Origin of the sequence: Cerasicoccus maritimus (assembly GCA_031296935.1) — a bacterium.
Taxonomy (GTDB): Bacteria; Verrucomicrobiota; Verrucomicrobiia; order Opitutales; family Cerasicoccaceae; genus Cerasicoccus; species Cerasicoccus maritimus.
The window spans coordinates 101,131-124,179 of record JAVDPD010000015.1 but is presented as its reverse complement, the minus strand read 5'-3'; the positions used below and the strand labels follow the sequence as shown (position 1 = coordinate 124,179).

The following is a 23,049-nucleotide window of genomic DNA, read 5'->3' as shown; positions in this document are numbered from 1 at the left end:
CAGGAACTATCGCACCCGCGATTGACTTTTTGCAGCGCTTTTGGCACTTATCACCGCTGCTAATTATGGAAAAGACCCACATAGCCGCTCTTTACCACTTCTTCGATTTCGCAGATTTCAAGGCGTGGCAGCCGCGTCTGCAAACCTTGTGCGACGAGGCTCAGCTGCGCGGCATCCTGCTCGTGGCCCACGAAGGGATCAACGGCACCGTGGCCGGACCCGAGGCAGGCATCCAAACGCTGCTCTCGGCCCTGCGCGCCGACGAGCGCATGTCAGGGCTTGTAGCCAAATTTTCCTATGCGGACGAGAATCCCTTTCGCCGCGAAACCGTGCGCGTGCGCTTGAAAAAGGAAATCGTCACGATGGGGGTGGAGGGCATCGATCCACGTGCCGAAGTTGGCGAATACGTGGGCCCCGAGAAGTGGAACGAGCTCCTCAACGACCCCGAAGTCGTCGTGATCGACACCCGCAACGACTACGAGACGCTGCTCGGCAAGTTCAAGGGTGCCATCGAGCCCGACACCGAAGACTTCCGCCACTTCCCGCAGTGGGTCAGCGAAAACCTCGACCCGCAAAAGCAGCCCAAGGTCGCCATGTATTGCACGGGCGGCATCCGCTGCGAGAAGGCCACGGCTCTCATGAAGCGCGAGGGCTTTGCCGAAGTTTATCACCTCGAAGGCGGCATTTTAAAATACCTCGAAACCACTCCGCAGGACCAGAGCCAGTGGGAGGGCGAGTGCTTTGTGTTTGACCAGCGCGTGAGCGTCGACCACGACCTTCAGCCCGGCAAGTTCACGCTCAACTACGCCTGCGGCCACCCCCACCCTAAGGATGCCACTGACGACTCAGCCACCGAGTGCCCCATCTGCGCCAAGCGCGGCTGTGATAATCCCGTTGCAAAATTGTAATTTGCCAGCGCAGGCAAATGAGCTAAATTCTCCAGCATGACAGACGCAGGACAAGGATCGACGGGCAACGTGATTGCCGCATTGTGCAGTTTTTTCATTCCTGGCTTGGGCCAGCTCATTCAGGGGCGGATGGCCAAGGCCGCAGTGATGTTCGTGCTGAACATCGCGCTGTGGTTCATCATGCTTGGCTGGATTATTATGATTTGGTCTACAGTCGATGCGGCCATGTTTAAGCCCAAGGAGTAGGCCTAGAACGGAGGTTCGCACAAATTTTCGAGCAGCGTTGCGGTTGATCCGCGCGCAAGGGCGTCTCATGTCTCATTAGTCGCGGAGACCTTCCCATAGCCGCTTTGCGCGCTCAAGGATGGATTGCTTGGCGGAGGCGACTTCGGCTTCGCGGGCACGGAGATTCTCGTTGGCGATTTGGGCTAGGTGGTCGAGGTTGTAGAGGTAGACGTTATTAACCTTATCGATGTCCTGCGCGATGTCGCGGGGCAGAGCGGTATCGATCGCAATGAGCGGCTGGACGGCGCGCAGCTTCATGATTGGTTTGAGCAAGTCGCGCGTAATCAGCGGCTCCGGAGCAGAGGTAGCGCCAATGACGATATCCGCGGTTTTTAATAGCTCGGGTAACTTGTCGAGCGTGGCAGCGGCGCCGGTAAACTGGTCGGCGAGTGCTCGAGCGCGTTCGAGATTGCGACCTGCGACGACGATGCGCCTCGCGCCGCGACTGACGAGCGCTTGGGTGGTTTTCTCGCCGACTTCACCCGAGCCCATGAGGACTACGTTGACGTCGGCCAGCTCGCCACAGACGCGGAGTGCGAGCTCGGTGGCGATATTGCCAATGCTGACCTGTCCCTTGGAGACGCCGGTGTTGGTACGGACCCATTTGGCCGTTTGAAAGCTTTTTTGGAAGACGCGATTGAGTACGCGCCCGGTGTATTGCTGGTCAGATGCACGGGCGTAGGCGGCCTTGAGCTGGCCAAGGATTTCGTTTTCTCCGACCATTTGCGAGTCTAGCCCGGAGGCGACTTCGAAGGCGTGGCGCACGGCATCCTCGTCAGTGAGCCAGAAGCTGTGGTTGTCGAGCTCGCTCACGGGCATACCGTGGAGTGAGGACAGCTGCTGTAGGAGTTCAGGCTTGAGGTTAGCTGCGTCGGTGACGCCATAGATCTCAACGCGGTTGCAGGTGTTGAGGATCAGGCATTCCTCGACGGTGTCTTGATGGCGCAGGTGCTCCGCAAGCAGCTCCGCGCGTGCGGCGTCGAGCGCCAGTCGTTCCCGCACTTCGATGGACGCGGTGCGGTGGGAGCTTCCAAGTACGAAAAGCGCTTTGCCGTTATTGGTTGGCATCGTCGAGTATTTCCACGCCGTCGGCTTGCGGGTGCGCGGGGCTGCGTTGAGTCAATGGCCAGAGCGAGACCAGGGCTACGATGAAGAGACCCAAGCAGGCTTTGGCGAAGGTGCGCGCAACGAGCTGGTTGCGCCGACGTTGAAGCAAAATGTATAGGTAGGCCAGCCAGACCGCCAGTGCGATGGTCAGTTTGACCAAGCCAACTGCGTGTGGAGCTTGCAGCCAGTTGAGGAAGCCGATGGTTACGGCAACGGTTAAGATCGAGACGCCGATGGAAATCAATTTCACGTTGATGACTTCGAGTTGGCGGATGGCGGGGAGCATGCCGAACCAGCCGCCAAATTGCATATTTTTCAACGCCTTGTCCTGAATGAGGTACATGAGAGAGGTCAGTGCCAGCACTGAAAAAATGCCGTAACTGAGGATAGCGAGCGCAGCATGGAACCCGACCCAGGGGCTGCCAGAAAGTTCTAGTGGCGGGGCAGTGTTATCCCAACTCGGAATGGCTAGGGAAATGAATGATAGCCCAAAGCCAAAGGCGGAGGAAAAAAAGTTGAGTAGCCGTAGCTGGAACGTCTGCCGTAACATGAAGTTGAGCCCCACCGCGCTCCAAGCCAACACTTGAAAGACTTCGAACGTGTTGCTCAGTGGTATGGCGTGAATTTCCAACCCGCGCACATAAAGGCCGAAACTTTGGAAGATGAAGCCACCGATTAGCAGCGCCATGAAGATGACATGGGGGTACTCCCGTCGGCGAATCAATGGTGCCAGTGCAAACAGGAACGCCAGGCCGTAAAAGATGCAGCCGGTGCCGGTTAGTGCGCGATCATGCCAAAAATTCATTCGATTGCGAAATGCGATGGGCGAATTGCAAATGTGGTGGGCGCTAGATTACTCCGCGCTTTTCGATTCGCAATCCGCAATATACTGGTCGATTCGGCCGTTGAGGAAATTGATGAAGGCGGGGTGATCATTAAGACATGGGATCTGTTTGAAGCTTTCGCCGCCAGCTTCGATGAAGGTCTCTTTGCCCTCGACGGAGATTTCCTCAAGCGTTTCCAGGCAGTCGGTGATGAACGCCGGACAGAGGACGAGTAGCTTCTTAATGCCTTCACCAGGCATGTCGCGGAGGCGGAAATCGGTGTAGGGCTTAAGCCAAGGGTCGCGCCCAAGGCGAGATTGGAAGGAGACGCTGTATTTGTCCTTCGGGATGCCCAGGCGCTCAGCCACGAGGTGCGTGGTGGTGAAGCACTGGTGCCGGTAGCAAGTGTTGTGGGCGGGGTGGCAAGTCTCGCAGCAGTCAGGCCGGGAAAGACAGTGGGCGTGTGATGGGTCGCTCTTGACCAGGTGACGTTCGGGAATGCCGTGGTAGGAGAATAGCACGTGGTCATAGTCAGTGTCCAGGTCTGGCTTGATGCTAGCGGTCATGGCGTCGAGGTAATCATCGTCTTTGTAGAAAGGCTGCATGAGGGTGACGCTCATGCCGGGCTTCTGGGCATTGATCTCCTCCATCACGCGCACGACGACGGTCTCATAGCTACTCATTGCGTAGTGTGGGTAAAGCGGCACAACGAAGAGCTGTTCAACGCCTTGAGCAATGAGTTCGCCGATGACTTTGCTGATTGATGGCTCGCCATAGCGCATGGCCAGCGCAATGGGAAAGTCACGGCCTGCCGAGGCAAGCTCGCGTTGCCTTTTACTGGTGACAATTAGTGGTGAGCCTTCAGGCAACCAGATGCTAGCGTAGGCTTCGGCTGACTTCTTGGGGCGAAAAGGAAGAATGAAGCCCCGGACGATGAGGTTGCGAATCGGTGTGGGGGCATCGATCACCCGCTCGTCCAGAAGGAATTCCTTGAGGTATTCACGGACATCAGGGACGGATGTGGAGGCCGGTGAGCCTAAATTGAGTAAGAGAACGCCAGGTTTCGCCATAGGGTTGAATCAAGCATCATAAAAGCAGGAATCAACCAAGAACGGTATATTGAGGCGGGTCGGTGACTTACGTGATGTATGCTGACGCGTTAAAAATGCCTTAGCTTAGGCGCTACCGTGGCGATTTATGTATCACTAGTGAGGGCGAAATTGCACCCATTTTAGCTTGAAATTAACACCTTTTTGTTCATCTGTATTACGCAAGTAGCTGATTCAGAGTGGTTTGGGTTTGTTGTTATTAAAGTGTAAATGCTAGGGCATTTGCGGGAGGCGCTATTTTTAATGCTTGATATGAGGGGAAAAATCTATTTTTCTGTGGTTGTTGCTGCTCATTGTCAGTCAGCGACTTTAATATAATAATCATCAAACACCTGAATATCATGAATAACAAGTCCAAGAAGGGTTTCACCCTCGTCGAAATTATGATTGTTGTTGTCATCATCGGCCTTCTGGCTGCTATGGCGATCCCGGCCTTCCAAAAGGTTCGCGAACAGTCCCGCGAAAAGGCAATTACCAACAACCTTCGTCAAGTTGCTTCCGCTGGCCAGCAGTACATCCTTGAAGAAGGTGTTACCGAAGCTCCTTACGGCACACTTCTCGACGAGGAGTACTTCACCGCTTTCCAGTCGGTTGCTGACGAATCCTACACCGGTATCACTGTTTCTGAAGATGGTGGCACCATCTCGACCACCACTACTGGTGGCATGACGGTTATCTTCACCTACTAATCCTCAGTAGCTTACCAAGTTTTCGGCGAGCCGTCCAATTGGGCGGCTCGCTTTGTTTTTGCTGACACCGCCAGCCGGACTGTCTAACTTCTTGGCTTTTCATGATTTCTGCGATCGCGAATATATTGAAGACTACGACCGAATCAAGAGGGGACCGAATTCGCTTCGGTTTGTTCGCCATTGTGGGACTCTTGGCGGTATACATTGGTTTCTTTCATTACTCCGCACTGGATTCCGTGATGCTAATGAAGCGCAATGGCTATTACTTCATGCTGGTGCTGGTGCTTTGCTTCAGTGCGGTTGTCTTTCATGCGGTTCGTCAAAATTATACGGAGCTGGCATCCTGGATGAAGGCCAGTTACCGCTGGCCGTTCTTTGTGGCGCTATCGTTACTCACGCTATATCTGTGGGCCAGCCAGGAAATAGGCTTCAAGGTTCTCATGGATGAGATCAATCTGCTAGGCACATCGATGCGTTTGCATTTTGACAACGTGGCAATGTCGCCAATTCGTGGTTATGAGATCAATGGCGTATTTTTGCCGTTGGATGATGGTTTTGTCGATAAGCGCCCTTTGCTTTATCCTTTTCTGATTTCATTGTTACATGACGCGACGGGGTATCGACCGGAAAACGGCATTTACCTGAATTTATGTTTGATCCCGCTTACGCTGATTTTGGCCTATACATTGGGCGTGTTGGTGTCGAACCGGCTAGGTGGGCTCTTGGCAATGATTTTGATGGCCTGCTTCCCCATGTTTAGCATGTGCCTTCATGGTGGTGGTTTTGAGGGGCTTAACCTGTTCCTAATTCTAGCGTTAATGCTGACTGCGTTCCTGTATCTGCGGAATCCTGAGCCGGTGACGCTGAGTTTGCTTTGCTTGACGGTGGTGCTACTTTCCAATGTGCGTTATGAGTCTGTTCTCTTCGTAGCGCCGGTGGCAATTGTGATTCTGTTGGGTTATTTGCGAGTGGAGAAGCTCATCTTTTCAGCGGGTTTGTATGTGACGCCAATCCTTATGTTGCCCGTTCCGCTCTTGCACCGTGTCTTTGATTTAGATCCGGTGCATTCTTGGCAGCTTGTGAGTAAGGACGCCGATACGGCTTTTAGTATGGATTATTTACCGCGTAACATGGTGCAGGCTATGGCCATGTTTTTTGATCGGACTCATCAACAGCCGGTATCCTTCTACCTTACGTGCTTTGGCATTGCTGGCTGCATTCTCTTCCTGATTCTATTGTTGCGTGAGACGCGTAAGCCCGGGCCAATCACGCCTATCCTAGTTGCACTCGTGGCGACATGCGTGGGGGTGGTTGGTCTGTTGGCGGTGTTACTGTTTTATTTCTGGGATTTTGATGATGTCGTGACGCGTCGTTTGGCCTTGCCCATTGTTTTTCTTATGGTCTTTCCCGGCGTGGCCGCATTGGGTGGGTTATTCAAGAGTCCAGTGGTAATGCGCGTTGCGATTGCACTTGCTCTATTGGTCTTATTGGTGGAAGTCGTCCCGCGCAATGCCAAGGATATGTATACTCAGGAATACATTCCTGGTCAGGTTTTGCAGTGGCAGCGTGAGTTTATCGAAGATCATAAGGGTGAATACAATCTTATCATTGACAGGCCTGGTTTCTGGGTGACGCATCAGGTGCCCGGTTTGCGGCGCAATGAGGCGTTGAAGAAAAAGGGATTGCTGAAGTTTCACCTTTTAAATCAGACCTTCGACAATATCTTTGTGGTAGAGACTTATAATAAAGACATCATTCAGGGTGTCTTACGTGGTGGGGTTGATGCGCGTATCGATGAGGATTTTATCACGGAGATTGTGGCAGAGAAAACGTTCAATGGCGTAACTCTGGTGCGAATTGTCCGCGTCAAAGATATCGATGTAGATGTGCCCGATACTTTGCTGACTCATATTGAGGATTTGGACGTAGCAGAATTCAATCGTGATGAATTGATGAGGTATCAGCTTATACAACAGGCGCGCCTCAGTGACCTGCTTCCGTGAGTCCTCCACAACTGCTTTGTGATCAACCTAGACTGTGAATCCGCGTTCGCCAGCCCGATTCTTTGCTTACGCTTTCTTGCTCGGTGTAGGGCTGGTTATGGCGCTGACTTTTGATGATTATGGTGTGAGTTGGGACGAGGTCTTTCGATGGGGTGGCGGTGACGCGAAGTTACGCTACTATAATGCCTTGGTCTCGGGTAATATCGAAGCCGCGGGCGACTATCGTGCTAAGGTGGATCATTATCCGGGACTCGTAGATCTGCCACTGGCATTTTTGCGTAATCAATTGGGGGCACCGGATTATCTGGTTGGTCATGCGTGGACGGCTGCTTTTGGTCTGCTGGGCATTGCGGGGGCGATGGCTCTGGCCAAGGTGCTTGGGGGGCGCTGGGCGGCGCTACTGGCTGGAATTAGCCTGGCGCTTTATCCGCGCTATTGGGGGCATGCATTTTTTAATCCCAAGGATATTCCGTTTGCGGCGATGTATGTGTGGGGCCTGTGGGCCTTGGCACTGGCGCTGCGGGATCGTCGTCGGGATTGGCGTTCGGCGTTATGCTTTGGAGCGCTAGCCGGCGCCTGTATGTCGGTGCGCGTGGGCGGGCTGCTTTTGCTCTGTTATGCCGGACTGTTCATCTTCTTGCAGTTGGTCTACGCCCGTGTCTGCATCGGTGTGGCATATTTTAAAAGGCAGGCTTGGGAGTCGCTTCGTTGGGGCGCTGTTGCTACAGCGTTGGCTTTTTTGTTCCTGCTCATTTTTTGGCCTTCGGCGCATCAGAATCCGTTTGTTACGACGGCGGGCGCAGTCTCTGCAGTGTCGCACTTCGGCTGGCAGGGGGAGGTGCTTTTTGATGGGGTGAGCTACCCGGCGAGTGAGGTTCCGCGTCGCTACCTCCCTGCGATGCTTGCACGCACCGCGCCGGACTTTTGGTGGTGGCTCGCGATGGGTTGTGTTGCTTGGTTGCTTTGCAATGCAAAGTTATGGCGAAAATTGTGGAGCGAGCATGTGGCTCAGCTTTTAGTCGCCTTTGCTGTCTTGTTTCCGTTGGCGTATATCATGGTGCGCAAGTCGATTGTGTATGATGGTGCCCGGCATGTGCTTTTTCTGATTCCACCGTCGGCTGCGCTGCTGGGATGCTGGTCGGTGAATGCTTACTCTGCATTGCAAAGCAAATACGGACGCTGGGCAGCTTTGCTATGGGCAACTCCGTCTTTGGGGCTAATGCTGTGGACTGTAGCGGACATGGCGCGCCTACACCCATACGAATACATTTACTACAATCGATTGTCGGGCGGCGTTGCTGGCGCGAAGGACCGCTTTGAAACCGATTACTGGGGAGTCGCATTTCGGGAGGCCGCAGACATTCTTTCGAACGAGCTACCGCCGCGCGAGCGTCCCTGGAGGCTGACTATGGAGCCGCCCATCGATGCGTTGGTGGCGCGCTTTGGTAAGCCGGTGGTTCCGCCGCCAAGTTTGGTGAAGCCCTTTCTGGGCGAGCATTTTGAGCTAGTGTCTGGCGATCAGCAGCCGGACTTTTACATCGCCAGTTCGCGCAATGGCTACCACGATATGAGGGATGGAAAAGTGTTGTTGTCCATTGCTCGTGATGGCGTGGTGCTGGTCGTCGTGAAGGAGTTCTCTGCGCAATGAATTGGAAGCTCGCAACGGTAATTACCTGGCTGGGGATGGCCGCCGCGCTACTCCTGACGATGGGCGATTATGGCATGAGCTGGGATGAAATGACGCGCTGGGATTCCGGCGACCTTAAGCTGCAATATTTTGAAAGGCTTGTGGGGGAGGGGGGCAGTGTATGGGGCTCTGCGGGTGCCAATGATGTTTACCCGGGCCTCTTCGACTTGCCCTTGGCGGCTTATGCGAAATACGTGGGTGGCGATCGGGTTTTGGCCGGGCACTTGTATACTATCTTTTTCGCAGTGCTTGCTGTTTGTGGAGCAGGTTTGATTGGGCGAGAGGTCGGTGGTTGGCGGCTGGCGTTCTGGTCGTCGCTTTTCCTGGCGCTCTTGCCAAGGTTCTACGGGCACGCAGTTTTTAATCCGAAGGACATTCCCTTTGCTGCCACCTATACATGGGCGTTATGGGGGGTGATCCAGGTTGCCCGGGGAATGCCGGACGGGAAGTTTAGGCGGTGGGTTGGTGCCGGTTTACTCGCGGGTTTGGCCATGTCGACACGATTGCCGGGTATGATAGTCTTGGCCTATCTTTTCGGTTTGTTAGCCTATCGCTTTGTATCGCAAAGTATACCGACGGATGGGCGGCGTTGGCGACCCCCGCCACGCAGCGAATTGCTGGATGGAATCGGAGGGTATGTGGTCGCCTCGGTTTGTGCGCTGGTTTTGCTGTTGTTCGTCTTTCCAGGTAGCCACGTGAATCCTTTTGCATCCTCGGCCAAGGTGGTTAGTAAATTGCATGACTTTTCGCAGAGTATTCCTGTGCTGTTTCGGGGGCAAGTTTACGATGCCGGGACGACGCCTTGGTATTACCTGCCCTGGATGTTGCTGATGGTGACACCGGTCTGGCAGCTGTTGTTGCTATTGGTCGGCGTTGGATTTGCTTTGCGAAGTATTGTTGCGCAATATCTGCGCAAGGTCTGGTGGCCAGCAGATGTGTTGCCGTTGGGAGTCACCTGCCTGGGCTTTGCCTTTCCGCTTCTCTATATTTTAGTCACGCAGCCAGCGATTCATAACGGTGTGCGTCATGCAATGTTTGTGCTTCCCGCAGGGGCTGTGCTGATGGGCTACGGGCTGACTCAGTTCATGGACTGGATTGGGAAGACGCGACGGCTGGGGCTGATCGCCGGCTACGTATTGGTGTCTGGACTGGTCGCGACCAATGTGTTTACGCTAATCCAGCTGCACCCTTATCAATATGTGTATTTTAACCGTTTGGTCGGTGGCCCTTCGGCTGCCTTGGGTTGGTATGAAACCGAGTATTGGTTTACTTCGATGGCCGATGGGTTTCGTGAATTGGAAGCTTGGCGTCGCGAGCAGGGGCTGCCGGACGAACCTGTCAAAGTGATGGTGACCGGCCCCTTGGAAATCGCTGAGTATCAACTGCCCGATGGCTGGGTGTTGACGCAATCTGCCCGTGATGCAAATTACTTTTTGGGAAATACTCAGTTCGCGGGTCACCTGCTGGTCGAAGGTGAGGAGATTGTCGTGATTGGGCGAATGGGGCTGCCGATTTTGGTGGTAAAAAAGTTGCCCAGCCTGGGACCAACGAATTGAAACTTTGTCATGCAGAGTAAGTGAAGATGCAGGTAACTTCCACAGATTTAGAAAAGCCAAGGAGCGTCTTAATGATGACTTCGGTTTTTCCCCGTTGGGAGGGTGATGAAACTCCACCCTTTGTTTTGCGCCAGGCTGAAGCCGTGGCGTCTGCTGGTTGGCGCGTTACCGTGCTGGCTCCACATGCGAAAGGCGCGCAGCGTGATGAGCGAATTGGCGATATTGAGGTGATTCGTTTCGGTTATCTTTGGCCTGCTGCGCTGCAAGGGCTTTTCTACGATGGCGGTATGTTAGTGCAGCTGCGCAAGCATCCGCATCGTAAGTGGCAGTTGCCCTTTTTTCTTATGGCGCAGATCCTGGCAGCGCGCAAACTTTGCGCTGCAAAGCATTTTGATGTTTTGCACGCACATTCGCTTTTGCCGCAGGGATTCACGGCGCTTTACAACGGTAGATTGCCGGTAGTTGCGACAAGTCATGGCAATGATGTCTTTGGGCTAAAGCGAGGTGGACTCTATGACCGATTGAAGCGCAAAGTGGTGCGTGAAGTCGCCGCGGTGACGGCGAACAGCTCGGTCACTGAAGCAGCGTTGATTGAGCTCGGTGCGCCGCCAGAGCGCGTCCACCGTGTGCCAGCCACTCCGAATATTGCGCCGTCTAGTCAGGTGGAGGTTGCTCGCATTCGCGCGGAGTATCCTGCGGGGTCAAAGCTGGTGGTGTTCGTTGGTCGTTTAATTGAACAAAAGGGCGTGGGTGATTTGATTCAAGCGGTGGCGCAACTGCGAACGGCCGACGTGCACTTGTTGATCATTGGCGATGGCGCGGATCGATCTCGGTTTGAGCAAATGGCCAGCGCGGCGGGTCTTGATAAGCGGGTAAAGTTTTTAGGATGGCAGTCCCGGGAGACGCTGGCCAATTATCTGGAGGCGGCTGATGTATTTGCTGGTCCATCCAAGATGGGGCCGCGGGGCTCAGTTGAGGCGCAGGGCTTGGTCTTTGTGGAAGCAATGGCCGCCGCCGCGCCAATTGTAGCAACTCGAAGCGGCGGGATTCCGGATATGATCGTGGACGGCGAGACCGGCTTACTAACGGAGCCCGGTGAGCCTAAGCTATTAGCTGGAAAGATTGATCGTATCCTCATGGACAGGGACCTTGCTAGGAAGTTGGCTGATGGAGCGCTCATGCGTTATCGAGTAATTTTTTCAGCAGAGACGGTGACGCGAGAGATCTTGAACGTATATCGCAGTGTCTTGAGGTAGCTCATTGCGAGGTTGCGATATGCTGGACCGTATTCCGCTTTATAAGCTTAGCCTGAATTACCCATCTCTAGGCTCGCGTAGTATGTGACAGTGCGCAAGATACAGCGTTGGTTAATTGCCCTCGGATGATTAATACACGTAAGGCATTATTGTGGCTATGGAATTCCCCAACATTTACGACTTGGGGTAACTATTTAGTGCAGTCTCTGAGGCTATTGGTTCTGACTCCGCTAGTTTTGACCAAATTTGATGATGTCGAAATAGCGGCTTGGTTCTTGTTTGTTTCTCTGAACTTCTTTGGCACCACACTCACGATGCGATTGGGACTAACCTTTTCGCGCATGCTGGCTTTCGCTATGGGTGGCAGGACTAACCTATCATCAATTAAGACAGCGGTGCCTGCGAGAATGGTCACTTCATCCGGTCCTGCTTGGGCAGCCTTTGCCAGAGCATATGGTATGGCCGGAACGTTGAGTTTGGGAGTTGGGCTGGTAAACATCTTTCTAGCCCTTGGGATGGGCTGGTTTGCTTTGGATAATTTGCTCGCCGACTACGATGGCGATTCGATGGTTTGGTTGGCGTTTATAGTGATGCAGCTAAGCAGCCTGGTCATCTTTTCTTTTCAGCAATTTAGAGTAGCTCTGATTGGGATGAATTACGTGCCTCTGGTCAATCGATGGTCGGTAGTCTTTGGTACTTTTTCTTGCTTGGCTGGTGCAATCGCTTTGCTGTGCGATAGCGGCTTATTGTGGCTGGTAATAGTTGTTCAATTATTTCTGGTATTGGAGATTGTTCGTGACTGGCGCATATTGCGAAGGGTTGAGGGAGGCAGAGTGGCTTCTTTTCGACTATTTTCATTGGATAGAGAGGTTTTTCATTGGGCCTGGGAGCCGACATATAAAGGGTTGCTAGCCTTTGGATCCGTCTATGGCAGTACGCAAGCCGTTGGCATACTGCTCACAAAATCGTGGGATCCTGCCTTGATCTCAGCCTATTTCCTCACACTTCGCCTAGTAGATACTGTTGTTAGATTTTCCATAGCGCCATTCGTTAGCGTTACGCCTAAGCTATCCACTATGATGGCCTCTGGTGAGCACCACAATGCTCTGGCAATCGCGCGTATTCGCGTAGCAGTTGGACTATCAATTATGGCAGTTGGTTTCCTATGCATATTGATTGTTGTTCCACCCCTGCTCAAATTCATTGGGTCGAAGGTGACGATTCTTCAATCCGAGGCCCTAGCCGTTATCACTGCTTCCATTTTACAGTATCGCTATGGGAATTTAATAGCGGGACTCGCTGGAGTGGGAAATGTTATATTGTATTGGAAAGAAGAGTTCATCAGTGGCGTGTTTGCGGTGTTCGCCACTTTACTTTTTGCCGAAAAAGAGTCAGTTACAGTAGTATGCTTGTGCTTATTTTGTATTCGGCCGATTATCATAAACTTTAGACCTGTAGCCTATATGGTTGAGCATTATGGCTACTCAGCGAAGTCCTTATTGTTTCCTTCTTATTTACCTGTTTTAATCTATCTTGTGTTGATGCTAGGAATTTTGCCCCTTATCTGATGAATAGCGGTTTACTATGGTTTGTTGATGAGTGCCCAATGCAACGCAGAAGATTGTCTGTGAGTTTTGCATCAGCCAGGCAGTGGATGCCCGATGCCGATGTAGCAATAGTCTACCAAGGGGATCCACCTGATTTGAAAGCGAAGTTGATTCCGTATCATGGCGACGGTAAAAAGTTCTTGGCGAAATTTCATGCTTGGGAACTGAGCCCTTATGAGCGTACGCTATTTTTGGACAATGACACTGTAGTGTTAAGAGATTTAACGTCGTTTTTTAGAAATGATGAGAAAGTAGTTGCTCTACCCTATCCCAATATGCTGTCGCGGGATCTGCTGCCGCCTGATCGAATGGAATTGAGGCTGAAAACTTGGCGCAATATAAATTCCGGAGTGATTTCATTTCCCTCAAGCTTTGTTGCGAAATGCGCAGCGTACATACAGGAATACGCCGATGTCATCAATACGCTGCCAGGAAAAGACCAATACTTTATATCTTACGTGCTTAATCAAAGCCCTGAATTGTTCGTATCATCCTTGGTGATACAAGTTACGAGCACACCAATGGCGGTTCGCTACTTGGAGTATCTAAAGCAAGCTTCCAGCCCGTTCAAGTTTGGTGATGTTTCAATTCCACTGATGCTCGATGCCTACGTGTTCCATTACACTCACAATAAAGAGCTTTACGAGAAACTAATACTTGATGAGCCCTTTATGAACGTGCTTAGCGGAGACTTTTTATCATACGATTCCATTACCTTCGGTGAAGAAGCAAACGCCTTCAGCAATTCCTTCTTGCATCGTATCGTGCGGCGACTTTTCAGAAGGTAACTCTTTTGTAAAACATACTGGATGTGTGTTTGGTCGTGTGGTCATTATGCTTGTCGCTTCAAGAGGAATTCATACGCTCTGGATGAATGAAAATTGCTATTCAAATCCCCATCAAGGCTCGTTCTAGCACTCGAGTGCCCAATAAAAACTTTCGGGATCTCGCCGGAAAGCCGTTCTCATGCTGGCTACTGGATGAGCTCAATGAGCACATGGATCCAGAGTGGGACATGTACATCGACAGCGAGAACCGCAGCACCTATGAATTTTTTGAAGAGCGATATAAAGATCGCTTTAAATTTCACCAGCGTAGCGAATGGTTTGCCAGTGATGCGGCTAATGGGAATCACCTGATGAGTCAGTTTGCCACGCTGCATGATGACTACGACATCTACATTCAGGTGTATGTCACTGCGATTACCTTGCCTGGTCGGATTATCCGGGAGTCAATTGAGACTTTAGCGAATTCTCTAGATCGCTACGATTCCATGTTTCTGGTGTCGGAAAAATCAGGTTGGTTTTGGTTTAATGGCCAAGCGATGAATTATGATCCGCACCGTCCCAATGGCTTGCCGCGTTCCCAGGATGCAATCGTCCTGGAGGAAACGACCGGGCTTTATGCGATTACCAAAGACGCAGCGTTGCGTACAGGTTGTCGCATCGGCAGTAATCCGCTCATGTTCAAGGTTGCTCAACGCTATGCGTTTGATGTGGACACCATGGAGGACTTTGAAGCGGCCAAAGAGCATTTAGCTGCGACGCAACCAAACGCGCAATGAAGTCGCTACGACTGCTGTTTAAGAATTTACGCTATTTAGCTGAGACAGACCTTTCAAAACTTAGCGATGGTGTGCGTTGTTCCTTGCGGAGCGAGATGCATCCTCCATCGAGCTGGCTACAGCAGCAGCATAACAGCATGCGTGGCAAGCGTTGCTTTCTGCTTGGTTGTGGCCCTAGCCTGAACAAGGTCGATCTTTCTAAACTAAAGGGAGAAATCGTCATGGGGGTGAATGGCGTGGCATTGATCGAAGGTTTGAAACTCGACTATTTTGTGACGGTTTCGAATTTTTTTTGGAAGAGCCATCCGGAGGCCCTGCGTGGATTAACTTGTCAGAGGTTCATCCCGTATTTTCTTCGTGAATATTTGGAGTCTGACTCTCCCACGGTCTGGTTGAACACCGTGGCTGATCGTGAATATCGGCTACTGGATGTTGAGAAGCCCTGGCAATTTTCCTATCTGCCGGACCGCTACATCTTTCTTGGTGGAACGGTGATTTTTGTCTGTTTGCAGATTCTGTATTACCTCGGCTTTGATGAGGTGGTGATCCTGGGCCTGGATCATGATTACGGACTCGATCTTAACAAAACCGGTAAGCGTGGCAAATATGTGGACAGTGGCAGTTTATCGATGCATTTTCGCAAGGACTATTATCGGAAAGGGGAGCAGGTGCACATCGACATGCATGGGATGGAGCGCGCATATCAGCTATCGGAGGAAGCTTTTCGTGAAAGTGGTCGCCGGATCTTAAACGCATCTCCGGGCACGAAGTTGGACACGTTTCAAAAAGTTGATTACAACACCTTGTTTTAAGCGCTAAACGATTCAAGTTATGAATATCGCCGTCATTCCCGCCCGTATGGGTAGTCAACGCCTTGCGCGCAAGAACCTGCGTGAGCTCGGCGGATTGCCGCTGATCGTGCGCGCAATTCGCAAGTGCAGAGAGGCAGGTTGCTTCGACGAAATCTGGGTCAATTCCGAGCATACAGATTTTCAGCTCATTGCCGAAGAAGAGGGCGTGTTCTTTCACCAGCGACCTTCTGAGCTCGGTAGCAACACTGCGACTAGTGAGCAATACATCGCGGAGTTTCTGGAGAAGCATCCTTGCGAACGTGTCTTTCAGGTTCACAGTATTGCGCCCTTTGTGACCGTAGGCGATATTCGGGGGTTTGTGGAGTTTGCCGCTGGCTCAAGCCACGACTGCGTGCTCTCCACGGAGGATATTCAGATCGAGTGTATTTACGATAATGAGCCAGTAAACTTTACTTACCATGAGAAGACGAACTCGCAGGATTTACAGCCTGTCTTGCGGGTAAGTTGGAGCATTACAAGCTGGCGTCGCGAGGCCTATTTGGAAGCTTTCAGGGCTGGTAAGTGCGCGACCTACAGCGGATCTGTCGGGCATTACACGCTCAATAAACTTGCCTCCCATGTGATAAAAACCGAGTCTGATCTACAGTTTGCCGAGGCGCTGCTTTCGCTGGGCAACGAGTGCTGAGCACGCCGTATTGCGATTGTGTTCGAGTTCCGTTTTCTGCGACGATTACCCATGGATAATTTCTACAAAGCGTTTAATGACGCGGTCCACCAGACGGTTGCTTCCCTTGAGGCAACGGATCGTGGCGGTCAGGTGATTGAGGCGAACATAGCGTTTCAGGAACTTTGCCGTATCAGCCGGTCCATTCAAGACAGCGGGCGTAAGCAATATTTGGTGGGCAATGGCGCGAGCGCGGCGTTTGCGAATCACATGGCCTTGGACTGGACGAAGAATGGCGGGGTGCCGTCCCACGCTTTTGCGAACTCGGCGCTCATCACCGCGATGGGTAATGACCTTGGCTATGAGGAAGCGTTTTCTGCGCCGCTGAGCTGGTATGCCAAGAGCGGGGATTTGCTCATTGCCATTAGTTCTTCGGGCAACTCGCCGAACATCATTCGGACTATTGAAACTGCGCGTAATAAAGGCATGGGCGTAGTCACCATTTCTGGACTACGGCCAGACAATCAAGCACGCAAATTGGGTGATATCAATCTCTACACGCCGGCTAAGTCTTATGGCGTTGTTGAGTGTGCGCATCAAATACTCCTGCATGCCTGGCTGGATATGTTTATTGGTGTGTGCGAGTGGGCGATTAATGACTACCAGAATATGCGACGCTGCTGAGCGCACTCCCTGAATGACGATGAAGATTTGGAAAAATACCGCGACGCTCGATCCGTACACTTCGCTGACTAAAGCGACGGTAGAAGCAGCCGAAGCTGAGATTGCAGTGGTCGGTAGCCGCCCGTTTGACTTGGATGCGATGCCTCAAGTGAAAGGTGTTTTCAAGTGTGGTGTCGGGATGGACAATATGCCGATGGCCGCTTTGGCCGAGCGTGGCATTGCCGTGGGATTGCCGTCCGAGCAGACGCGGGGCTATATTTTTGAAGAGACAGCCAACTACGCGGTGCATCTCACGTTGCGCATGCTTTATGCAAACGTGGGTGATTTGTATGGCTGGAAGAAAGCTCCGCGGGACTTCTTGGGTGACCGACCAGTGTTGGTTGTCGGCGCAGGAAATATTGGCGGGCATGTTGCGCGAAAGTTGGAACGGCTTTGTCGGGTGGTTACGTATGATGCGGCCACAGATCCGCCGGAGAAATTGTGGCAGCTGTTGCCGCAGGCAGACGTCGTGACCTTGCACATCCCTTCTACCGCTGAAACGCGTGGCTTTGTGGGCGCTAAATTCTTAGCTGCGATGCACGATGGCGCAGCGCTGGTGAACACTGCGCGTGGTCCAATCGTGGACGAGGATGCTTTGTTTGAGGAGTTGACGGCGGGGCGACTTCGCGCGGCGTTTGACGTGTTTTGGCAAGAGCCGTATGCGGGCAAGCTGAAGGCGCTTCATCCGGATCCATTTTTTATGAGCCCACATGTGGCCAGCGCGAATGAGACTTTTCTGCGTGGTTTGGCGAGCGACTTTGAAACCTTCCTGACGAAAATCCAGTAACCTTTCCTATGATTAGATGCGGCATTATCGGCTTCGGCAAAATGGGTAGAATCCGGGCGAAAGCCATCGAGCAAAGTGGACTCGCTGAAGTCGTGGCTATCTATGATGCCGAGCCGCAAACGGACGCGGCATGCCCACAACTCGAAAGTGCGGAAGCGATCATCAACTCGCCAGGCATCGACGCGGTCTTTGTCTGTACACCGAACCACTTGATTCCGGAGTTGTGCAAGGCGAGCATGCAAGCGGGCAAACATGTCTTCTCCGAGAAGCCACCAGCTTTTACCGCATCGGAAGTCGAGGCTGTGCGTGAAGTGGAAGCTGCTACGGGGCGCAAGTTGATGTATGGTTTTAACCACCGGCACCACGGCAGCATTCAGAAGATGAAGCACATTGTGGAAACGCAGGAGATGGGCCGGGTGCTCTGGCTCCGTGGCCGCTATGGCAAGGAAGTTGACGCGAGTTACTTCAAGGGGTGGCGCGCGAATCCTGAGTTGGCCGGTGGCGGCATAATGCTCGACCAAGGCATTCACATGCTCGACTTGTTCCTACACCTGGGTGGTGAATACGACGAAGTTTACTCGCTCGTCTCCAATTTGTTTTGGAATATGGATGGTTTGGAAGACAACGTTTTTGCCATTATGCGCAACAACGAGACGGGCGTTTGCGCATCGCTGCATTCAACCATGACTCAGTGGCGCTATCTTTTTTCGTTGGAGGTCTTTCTGGAGAAGGGCGCGTTGGTGCTCAACGGATTGAAGACGTCGTCCGGTGTTTATGGCGATGAAGACTTAGCCATTAAGCGCAACAACCCTGAGGCGGCAACGGGGGACTTTATGCAGGAAGAGCACATCATCTACCATACCGATTCTTCCTGGCTCAGTGAAGTGAAGCACTTCTGTGAATCGATCGTCAAAGACAAGCCAATTGAGCTTGGTAGTTCTATGGATGCCCTGCGAGTCATGCAGGCGATGGACCGTATTTTAAATCGGAGCTAAGCACGCGTTTTGAGGCTAAAAGGCGACGCCCAGCAGTCGATAGGGAATGCGTTTTATCGCTTGGGGCGTCACTGACTCCAGCCACCCCAGCAGCTTGATGAACCAGACCGGACAATACAGCAGTAGGCTTCCGGTGATCTCGGCGCAGGCCTTGAGGAGCGATGAAGTTCGTTGTTTGTGCTCCAGAGACGTGTGGAAATCATGCTTCAATTCAGTACGAGTTGCGGTTTCTCCGGCTGGTGTTTGCAGGTTCAGTCGAAAGGCGATGATACGGTCGATCCAGCCAGGGATAGAAAAATAGATGGACGGCGGCGTATCGCGTCCTGAGCGCTTGGCTTCTTCTGCGACGAGTTGGCTGCGCTGAAAATGCGAGCGCACGCGGTTGGTGAGTTGTTGGGTGTCGAGCGTGATCAGGCTACCGGTTTTAAACTGATTCTTCCCGTGCACTCGATAGGCGCCCAGCGTGTCTTCGATGGCGCCCAACTCACCATGGCGCACGATCTTGATGTTGATAAACAGATCTGCGCTGATCCGAAATTCTTCGGCGGGTATTGGCATGATGTGTTCCAGCGCAGTGCGCCGGTAAACATTGGCCGAGGTTGGCATGCTGCCGTAGCGCCCATCGGTGATGAGTGTTCCCAACGCATTGCCGGTGGGTAGGGGAAGGGACGGCATAGGCAGCTCGCCAATGTGCACTGAGTCGTTGTCGACCACTTTTAGTCGATATTGCAGTTTTGCGAAATTGTCGCGCCACGCACTCAAAATGTGGGCGCAGGCCGTTAGCTCGAGGAAGTCATCGGCATCCAGGAAAAGAACCAAGTCGCCACTGCTGGCATTGTAGCCAGCGTTGAGGGCAGCGGCTTGTCCGCCGTTGGGCTGGAGGATTGGAGTGATACGATCTTTGAATTCCGCAATGAGTTCACGGGAGTCATCGGTGGAGCCATCATCTACAACAATCACTTCGTCAAACGGCTGGGTTTGGTCGAGCACCGATTGAATACACTGCTTGAGGTAGCGACCGTAGTTGTAGTTGTTGATGACGACTGATAGCTTCATTGCGCGAGTGTGGCGAGCACCTCGTCCAGGTCGGCTCGCTCCAGGCATTCAAGCTTGGTCTTGCGTGACGCATTGACCAGCTTTCGTCCATTGGTTTCATACGTTTTGCGGGCGGCTTCAAATGCTTTTATCTGGAGGTCCAGTCGTGGCACGGTCCAGGTTTCGCCCGGCTTGCGGTAGTCCTTATGGAAGTGGTTGACCTCGCCTTCGCTTTTGAGGATTTCGCCATGTGCGCTCATTTGGCCAGTGCTGGGCGAGTTCATAAAGCTGAAGTCCAAGCCCAGCATATAAACTTCTTGAAAGCCCATGTAGTAGGCCAGTTGCAACTGTAGGTAGATCACTGTCCAGCCTGCATGGATGCCGGCCATCGGGTTGGTCGCAAACTTGAATTCTCCATGCTGGTGACTTTGATTGTAGTAGCGGTTATGCAGCCAGGTAATGTCCGGTGTGATGGCGTGGCCGAGGTATGGGATGATGTCACTGCTGTGTATCTTGACTGAGTCGACGGCGGCAACTTCCTGGCGATTGTTTTCCGCCACGAGCACATCGAGCACGCTGTAGTAAGTCGGTCGCCAATCGGTTTGCTCGTAGGCCAGGTAGATCTTATTGCTGGCAAAGGTCGGGTAAGGCTTGAGCAGGTCTAGATCGGTAGGAGTCAAGCTGGGACCATTGCCCAACACGAAGGCTGCCTGGCCCTGATGTTTGTCTTTGAAGGACTGGATGCGCCGGTCATTCTCGCTCAAAGCAATGTTTGCGAGACCGGCTACTTGATGCACGCCATGCGCGAGTTTGGTGCGGATGCGTTTAATGCGCTTCGTTAGGCTCATCGTTGTGCAGATAGTTTCTTTGCCAGGTCTTGGTTCAATTTCCACCGGTGAAGATCCTGTTATCGTGGAGGCGCGACAGTAGCAATTTACCCTCAGGTGCGACGATACAAAAATGCATGTGCAGGCGGGGGGCTAGTTGGGGGTGAGGAATCACTTTAACGTTGGCATAGGGGTTGGGGCGCCAACAATCATGGCCTTCATGACCGCCCGCCCGTTACGGATCACCTTTCTGTGCAAGCGTTTCTTTACGAACAAGGATTTGTTCGACGAACGTTATGGGCGCTATTTTCACCTGCCTGTTGAGCTGGCGAAGCAAGGGTGCTCGGTGACGGTTTGGGCCTTGGATAACCGGCGTGGTATTCAGGAGGTGCTCGAGCATGAGGGAGCGCGCTTGGAGTCCATTCCGATAACCATAAGCAGCGGACCGCGGTGCCTTAAAGAACTGGCGCAGCGAGCCAGCGAGGAGGCGGACTTGATCATTGCGGGTGGGCACTTGTTTCTCGGGTTGATTGGTAAGTGGGTCGCGGATCGCGCGCAGGTGCCCTGGGTGTTTGACGCGACGGATTATTACCCAGCGCATCTGCCTGCGTGGGCGTTTGGTAAGGTGGGTTTATTCCGTTGGTTGTTGAAAGAGGCTGATGGAGTGGTGGCAATGAGCGATCCGCTTTCTGAGTGGATTGGGCCAGCGCAACCTAGGCGGATAACGCTTACGACCGGTGTTGAAGATCGCTTTAGGCATGCGCCATCGCGAGAGGCGGCTTGTGAGCAGTTGGGCTGGAGTGTGGGGCCCAAGCGTATTGGCTACTTCGGCTCGATCATGGATCGGACTGGCGTTGACGATTTATTGGCGGCACATCGCATGGTCGTAGAGAAAATTCCTGAGGCCGAGCTGGTCCTCGCGGGGAAGGTCAGCTTGAAGACACCGCTTGATGGGCCAGGGGTGAACTACGTTGGGTTTTTGACGATGGATGAAGTCGTGGTGGCTATGGCGGCGTGCGACGTTTTGGTCATTCCGTATTGGGACCACCCGCACAACCGCTATGCTGGTCCCTGTAAGATTGCGGAATACCTAGCAGTTGGCCGACCGGTTGTGGTTACGAATGTGGGCAACTATGCGACGTTTTTCGAGGGGGCGCCACAAAGCCTTTGCGAGCCGGCAAGCCCTGAGAGCATGGGCCAGGCATTGGTCAGGCAGTTGGCAGAGCCGACGGTCCAACCATTTCCCGAGGCGTTAACCTGGAGCTCAATGGCGGCTGAGCTCCACGCGTTCTGTGGGGCGATACATGAGGGGCGGGCCAATTAACTTTGCGCCACAAAGTCTTTGATCGCCTCGATGACGTGGTCGAGCTGTTCGGTGGTCATTTCCGGGTAAACGGGGATGCTCAGCACCTCGCGCGCAAGCTGGTCGGAGACCGGGCATTCTGCCTTCGGCAGGTGTGCAAAGCACTCCTGCTGATTGAAGGGAACCGGGTAGTAAATTTCGGCGCCGATGTCGTTGCCATTGAGCCAGCTCTTGAGTGCGTCGCGGGGGAGGGTCTCCGCATCGTTGGGGGCGGGGAGGCGCAGCGTAAACTGATTCCAGATGTGCGTATTGTGCGTGAGCGCGGTGGGCAGGATGAGCTTCGCGTCCTCATCACCTTCTGGGCTGGCGGGCTGGGCAACGTCCGCCAGGTTTTTCAAATAATAGGCGGCGTTCTCGGCGCGGCCATAGCTGTATTGGCGGTGGTGGGGGAGCTTCACGGAAAGCATCGCGGCCTGAAGGGCGTCGATGCGGAAGTTGCCGCCGATCATTGCGTGGTAATACTTCGGGTTCATCCCGTGGTTGCGCAGATAAACGGCTTTGGTGGCGAGTGCGTCGTCGTTGGTGGTCAGCAGGCCACTGTCGCCGAAGCCACCGAGGTTTTTGCTCGGGAAAAAGCTGAAGCAACCAAAGTCGCCAATTGCGCCCAGAGCGGTGCTGCGGTAGGCCGCGCCAAAGGATTGCGCGGCATCTTCGATGACCTTGAGCTTGTGGTCGTGTGCAATGGTCATCAACTCGTCCATCGGCGCTGCTTGGCCGTAGAGGTGGACGGGGATGATCGCCTTGGTCTTCGTAGTGATGAGGTTCGCGGTCGCCTCCGGGTCGAGGTTGAACGTGACCGGGGAGACGTCGGCAAAGACGGGTGTGGCACCGGTGCGGGCAATCGCACCGGCGGTCGCAAAAAAGGAAAAGCTCGGGCAGATCACTTCGTCGCCAGGGCCAATGTCCAGCGCCATCAGCGCGAGAAGCAGCGCATCGGTGCCGGAGCTGACGCCCACGGCGTGCTTCACGCCGAGCTCGGCGGCAGCGGCTTTTTCGAAATCGGTGACTTCGTCGCCCAGGATAAAGCGCCCGTGGTCGAGCACGCGGTCGAATGCCGTGCGCAGCTCGGAAGCCAGCGGGTGGTTCTGGATGTTTACGTCGAGAAGTGGAACTTTGACTGTGGACATGGAAAGTTAGGTGAGGGTATTGCGCAGACTTATCGGCGCTCAGTTGGAAGCATGGCGACCAAGCGGCGGATCAACAAGCCTGCAATAATCACGAGTGTATCAGTTGAAATGTGCGAGCGAA

General features: G+C 53.2%; 22 protein-coding genes. 16 read left to right on the top strand and 6 right to left on the bottom strand.

Annotation, left to right across the window (positions count from 1 at the left end):
- Window positions 1-65 precede the first annotated feature (65 nt).
- Both trhO and RBB62_RS11430 read left to right on the top strand, forming a co-directional pair.
- On the top strand, window positions 66-908 hold the full coding sequence (gene trhO / locus RBB62_RS11435) for an oxygen-dependent tRNA uridine(34) hydroxylase TrhO (protein WP_309398980.1): 843 nt from the start codon (window positions 66-68) through the stop codon (window positions 906-908).
- Window positions 909-944: 36 nt separating this feature from the next.
- Window positions 945-1,154: a hypothetical protein gene (locus RBB62_RS11430; RefSeq protein WP_309398979.1), complete on the top strand. Its 210-nt coding sequence runs from the start codon at window positions 945-947 to the stop codon at window positions 1,152-1,154.
- Between the two features lie 75 nt (window positions 1,155-1,229).
- Here RBB62_RS11430 and hemA read toward each other — a convergent pair whose 3' ends face one another.
- Genes hemA through hemH form a run of 3 tightly spaced genes read right to left on the bottom strand, consistent with a single transcriptional unit; the run spans window position 1,230 to window position 4,194 of the window.
- On the bottom strand, window positions 1,230-2,261 hold the full coding sequence (hemA, locus tag RBB62_RS11425) for a glutamyl-tRNA reductase (RefSeq protein ID WP_309398978.1): 1,032 nt from the start codon (window positions 2,259-2,261) through the stop codon (window positions 1,230-1,232).
- Window positions 2,248-3,105: a cytochrome C assembly family protein gene (locus RBB62_RS11420; protein WP_309398977.1), complete on the bottom strand. Its 858-nt coding sequence runs from the start codon at window positions 3,103-3,105 to the stop codon at window positions 2,248-2,250. The genes hemA and RBB62_RS11420 overlap by 14 nt, the downstream gene beginning before the upstream one ends.
- Before the next feature lie 48 nt (window positions 3,106-3,153).
- The gene (gene hemH, locus RBB62_RS11415; RefSeq protein WP_309398976.1) at window positions 3,154-4,194 is read right to left on the bottom strand and encodes a ferrochelatase; all 1,041 of its coding nucleotides are present in this window, start codon (window positions 4,192-4,194) and stop codon (window positions 3,154-3,156) included.
- 380 nt (window positions 4,195-4,574) lie between these two features.
- Between hemH and RBB62_RS11410 the strand changes: the two genes are divergently transcribed.
- The 13 genes from RBB62_RS11410 to RBB62_RS11350 all read left to right on the top strand — a co-directional run bounded on the left by RBB62_RS11410 (window position 4,575) and on the right by RBB62_RS11350 (window position 18,576).
- Window positions 4,575-4,922, top strand: coding sequence for a type II secretion system protein (locus RBB62_RS11410; protein ID WP_309398975.1), 348 nt, complete (start codon window positions 4,575-4,577; stop codon window positions 4,920-4,922).
- Between the two features lie 101 nt (window positions 4,923-5,023).
- A complete protein-coding gene (locus tag RBB62_RS11405) occupies window positions 5,024-6,925 on the top strand; it encodes a hypothetical protein (protein ID WP_309398974.1) in 1,902 nt (633 codons plus the stop codon).
- Window positions 6,926-6,959: 34 nt separating this feature from the next.
- Window positions 6,960-8,573 carry a hypothetical protein gene (locus tag RBB62_RS11400; protein ID WP_309398973.1) on the top strand — a complete coding sequence of 538 codons (1,614 nt, stop codon included), beginning with the start codon at window positions 6,960-6,962 and terminating at the stop codon, window positions 8,571-8,573.
- 35 nt (window positions 8,574-8,608) lie between these two features.
- The gene (locus RBB62_RS11395) at window positions 8,609-10,168 is read left to right on the top strand and encodes an ArnT family glycosyltransferase (protein WP_309398972.1); all 1,560 of its coding nucleotides are present in this window, start codon (window positions 8,609-8,611) and stop codon (window positions 10,166-10,168) included.
- A 26-nt stretch (window positions 10,169-10,194) separates the two neighbouring features.
- Window positions 10,195-11,424 (top strand): glycosyltransferase, encoded by a 1,230-nt coding sequence (locus RBB62_RS11390; protein ID WP_309398971.1) that lies wholly within the window; start codon window positions 10,195-10,197, stop codon window positions 11,422-11,424.
- A gap of 125 nt (window positions 11,425-11,549) precedes the next feature.
- Window positions 11,550-12,992: a hypothetical protein gene (locus RBB62_RS11385; RefSeq protein ID WP_309398970.1), complete on the top strand. Its 1,443-nt coding sequence runs from the start codon at window positions 11,550-11,552 to the stop codon at window positions 12,990-12,992.
- On the top strand, window positions 12,992-13,819 hold the full coding sequence (locus tag RBB62_RS11380) for a glycosyltransferase family protein (protein ID WP_309398969.1): 828 nt from the start codon (window positions 12,992-12,994) through the stop codon (window positions 13,817-13,819). The genes RBB62_RS11385 and RBB62_RS11380 overlap by 1 nt, the downstream gene beginning before the upstream one ends.
- A gap of 86 nt (window positions 13,820-13,905) precedes the next feature.
- Window positions 13,906-14,595 carry a cytidylyltransferase domain-containing protein gene (locus RBB62_RS11375; RefSeq protein WP_309398968.1) on the top strand — a complete coding sequence of 230 codons (690 nt, stop codon included), beginning with the start codon at window positions 13,906-13,908 and terminating at the stop codon, window positions 14,593-14,595.
- A complete protein-coding gene (locus RBB62_RS11370) occupies window positions 14,592-15,407 on the top strand; it encodes a motility associated factor glycosyltransferase family protein (protein ID WP_309398967.1) in 816 nt (271 codons plus the stop codon). The genes RBB62_RS11375 and RBB62_RS11370 overlap by 4 nt, the downstream gene beginning before the upstream one ends.
- Window positions 15,408-15,426: 19 nt before the next feature.
- Window positions 15,427-16,092: an acylneuraminate cytidylyltransferase family protein gene (locus tag RBB62_RS11365; protein ID WP_309398966.1), complete on the top strand. Its 666-nt coding sequence runs from the start codon at window positions 15,427-15,429 to the stop codon at window positions 16,090-16,092.
- 51 nt (window positions 16,093-16,143) lie between these two features.
- Window positions 16,144-16,755 (top strand): SIS domain-containing protein, encoded by a 612-nt coding sequence (locus tag RBB62_RS11360; protein WP_309398965.1) that lies wholly within the window; start codon window positions 16,144-16,146, stop codon window positions 16,753-16,755.
- Between the two features lie 19 nt (window positions 16,756-16,774).
- Complete coding sequence (locus RBB62_RS11355; RefSeq protein ID WP_309398964.1) at window positions 16,775-17,581, top strand: NAD(P)-dependent oxidoreductase; 807 nt, start codon at window positions 16,775-16,777, stop codon at window positions 17,579-17,581.
- A gap of 8 nt (window positions 17,582-17,589) precedes the next feature.
- Window positions 17,590-18,576, top strand: coding sequence for a Gfo/Idh/MocA family protein (locus RBB62_RS11350; protein ID WP_309398963.1), 987 nt, complete (start codon window positions 17,590-17,592; stop codon window positions 18,574-18,576).
- Between the two features lie 15 nt (window positions 18,577-18,591).
- Here the strand turns inward: RBB62_RS11350 and RBB62_RS11345 are convergent, their stop codons facing one another.
- The gene (locus tag RBB62_RS11345) at window positions 18,592-19,632 is read right to left on the bottom strand and encodes a glycosyltransferase family 2 protein (protein WP_309398962.1); all 1,041 of its coding nucleotides are present in this window, start codon (window positions 19,630-19,632) and stop codon (window positions 18,592-18,594) included.
- A complete protein-coding gene (locus tag RBB62_RS11340; RefSeq protein WP_309398961.1) occupies window positions 19,629-20,459 on the bottom strand; it encodes a 6-hydroxymethylpterin diphosphokinase MptE-like protein in 831 nt (276 codons plus the stop codon). Before RBB62_RS11340 ends, RBB62_RS11345 begins: the two co-directional genes overlap by 4 nt.
- 199 nt (window positions 20,460-20,658) lie before the next feature.
- On the opposite strand from RBB62_RS11340, the gene RBB62_RS11335 reads away from it, so the two are divergent.
- Window positions 20,659-21,762, top strand: a complete 1,104-nt coding sequence (locus RBB62_RS11335; RefSeq protein WP_309398960.1) for a glycosyltransferase — start codon at window positions 20,659-20,661, stop codon at window positions 21,760-21,762.
- Here RBB62_RS11335 and RBB62_RS11330 read toward each other — a convergent pair.
- The gene (locus tag RBB62_RS11330; RefSeq protein ID WP_309398959.1) at window positions 21,759-22,928 is read right to left on the bottom strand and encodes a DegT/DnrJ/EryC1/StrS family aminotransferase; all 1,170 of its coding nucleotides are present in this window, start codon (window positions 22,926-22,928) and stop codon (window positions 21,759-21,761) included. The genes RBB62_RS11335 and RBB62_RS11330 overlap by 4 nt on opposite strands.
- Window positions 22,929-23,049: the final 121 nt, after the last annotated feature.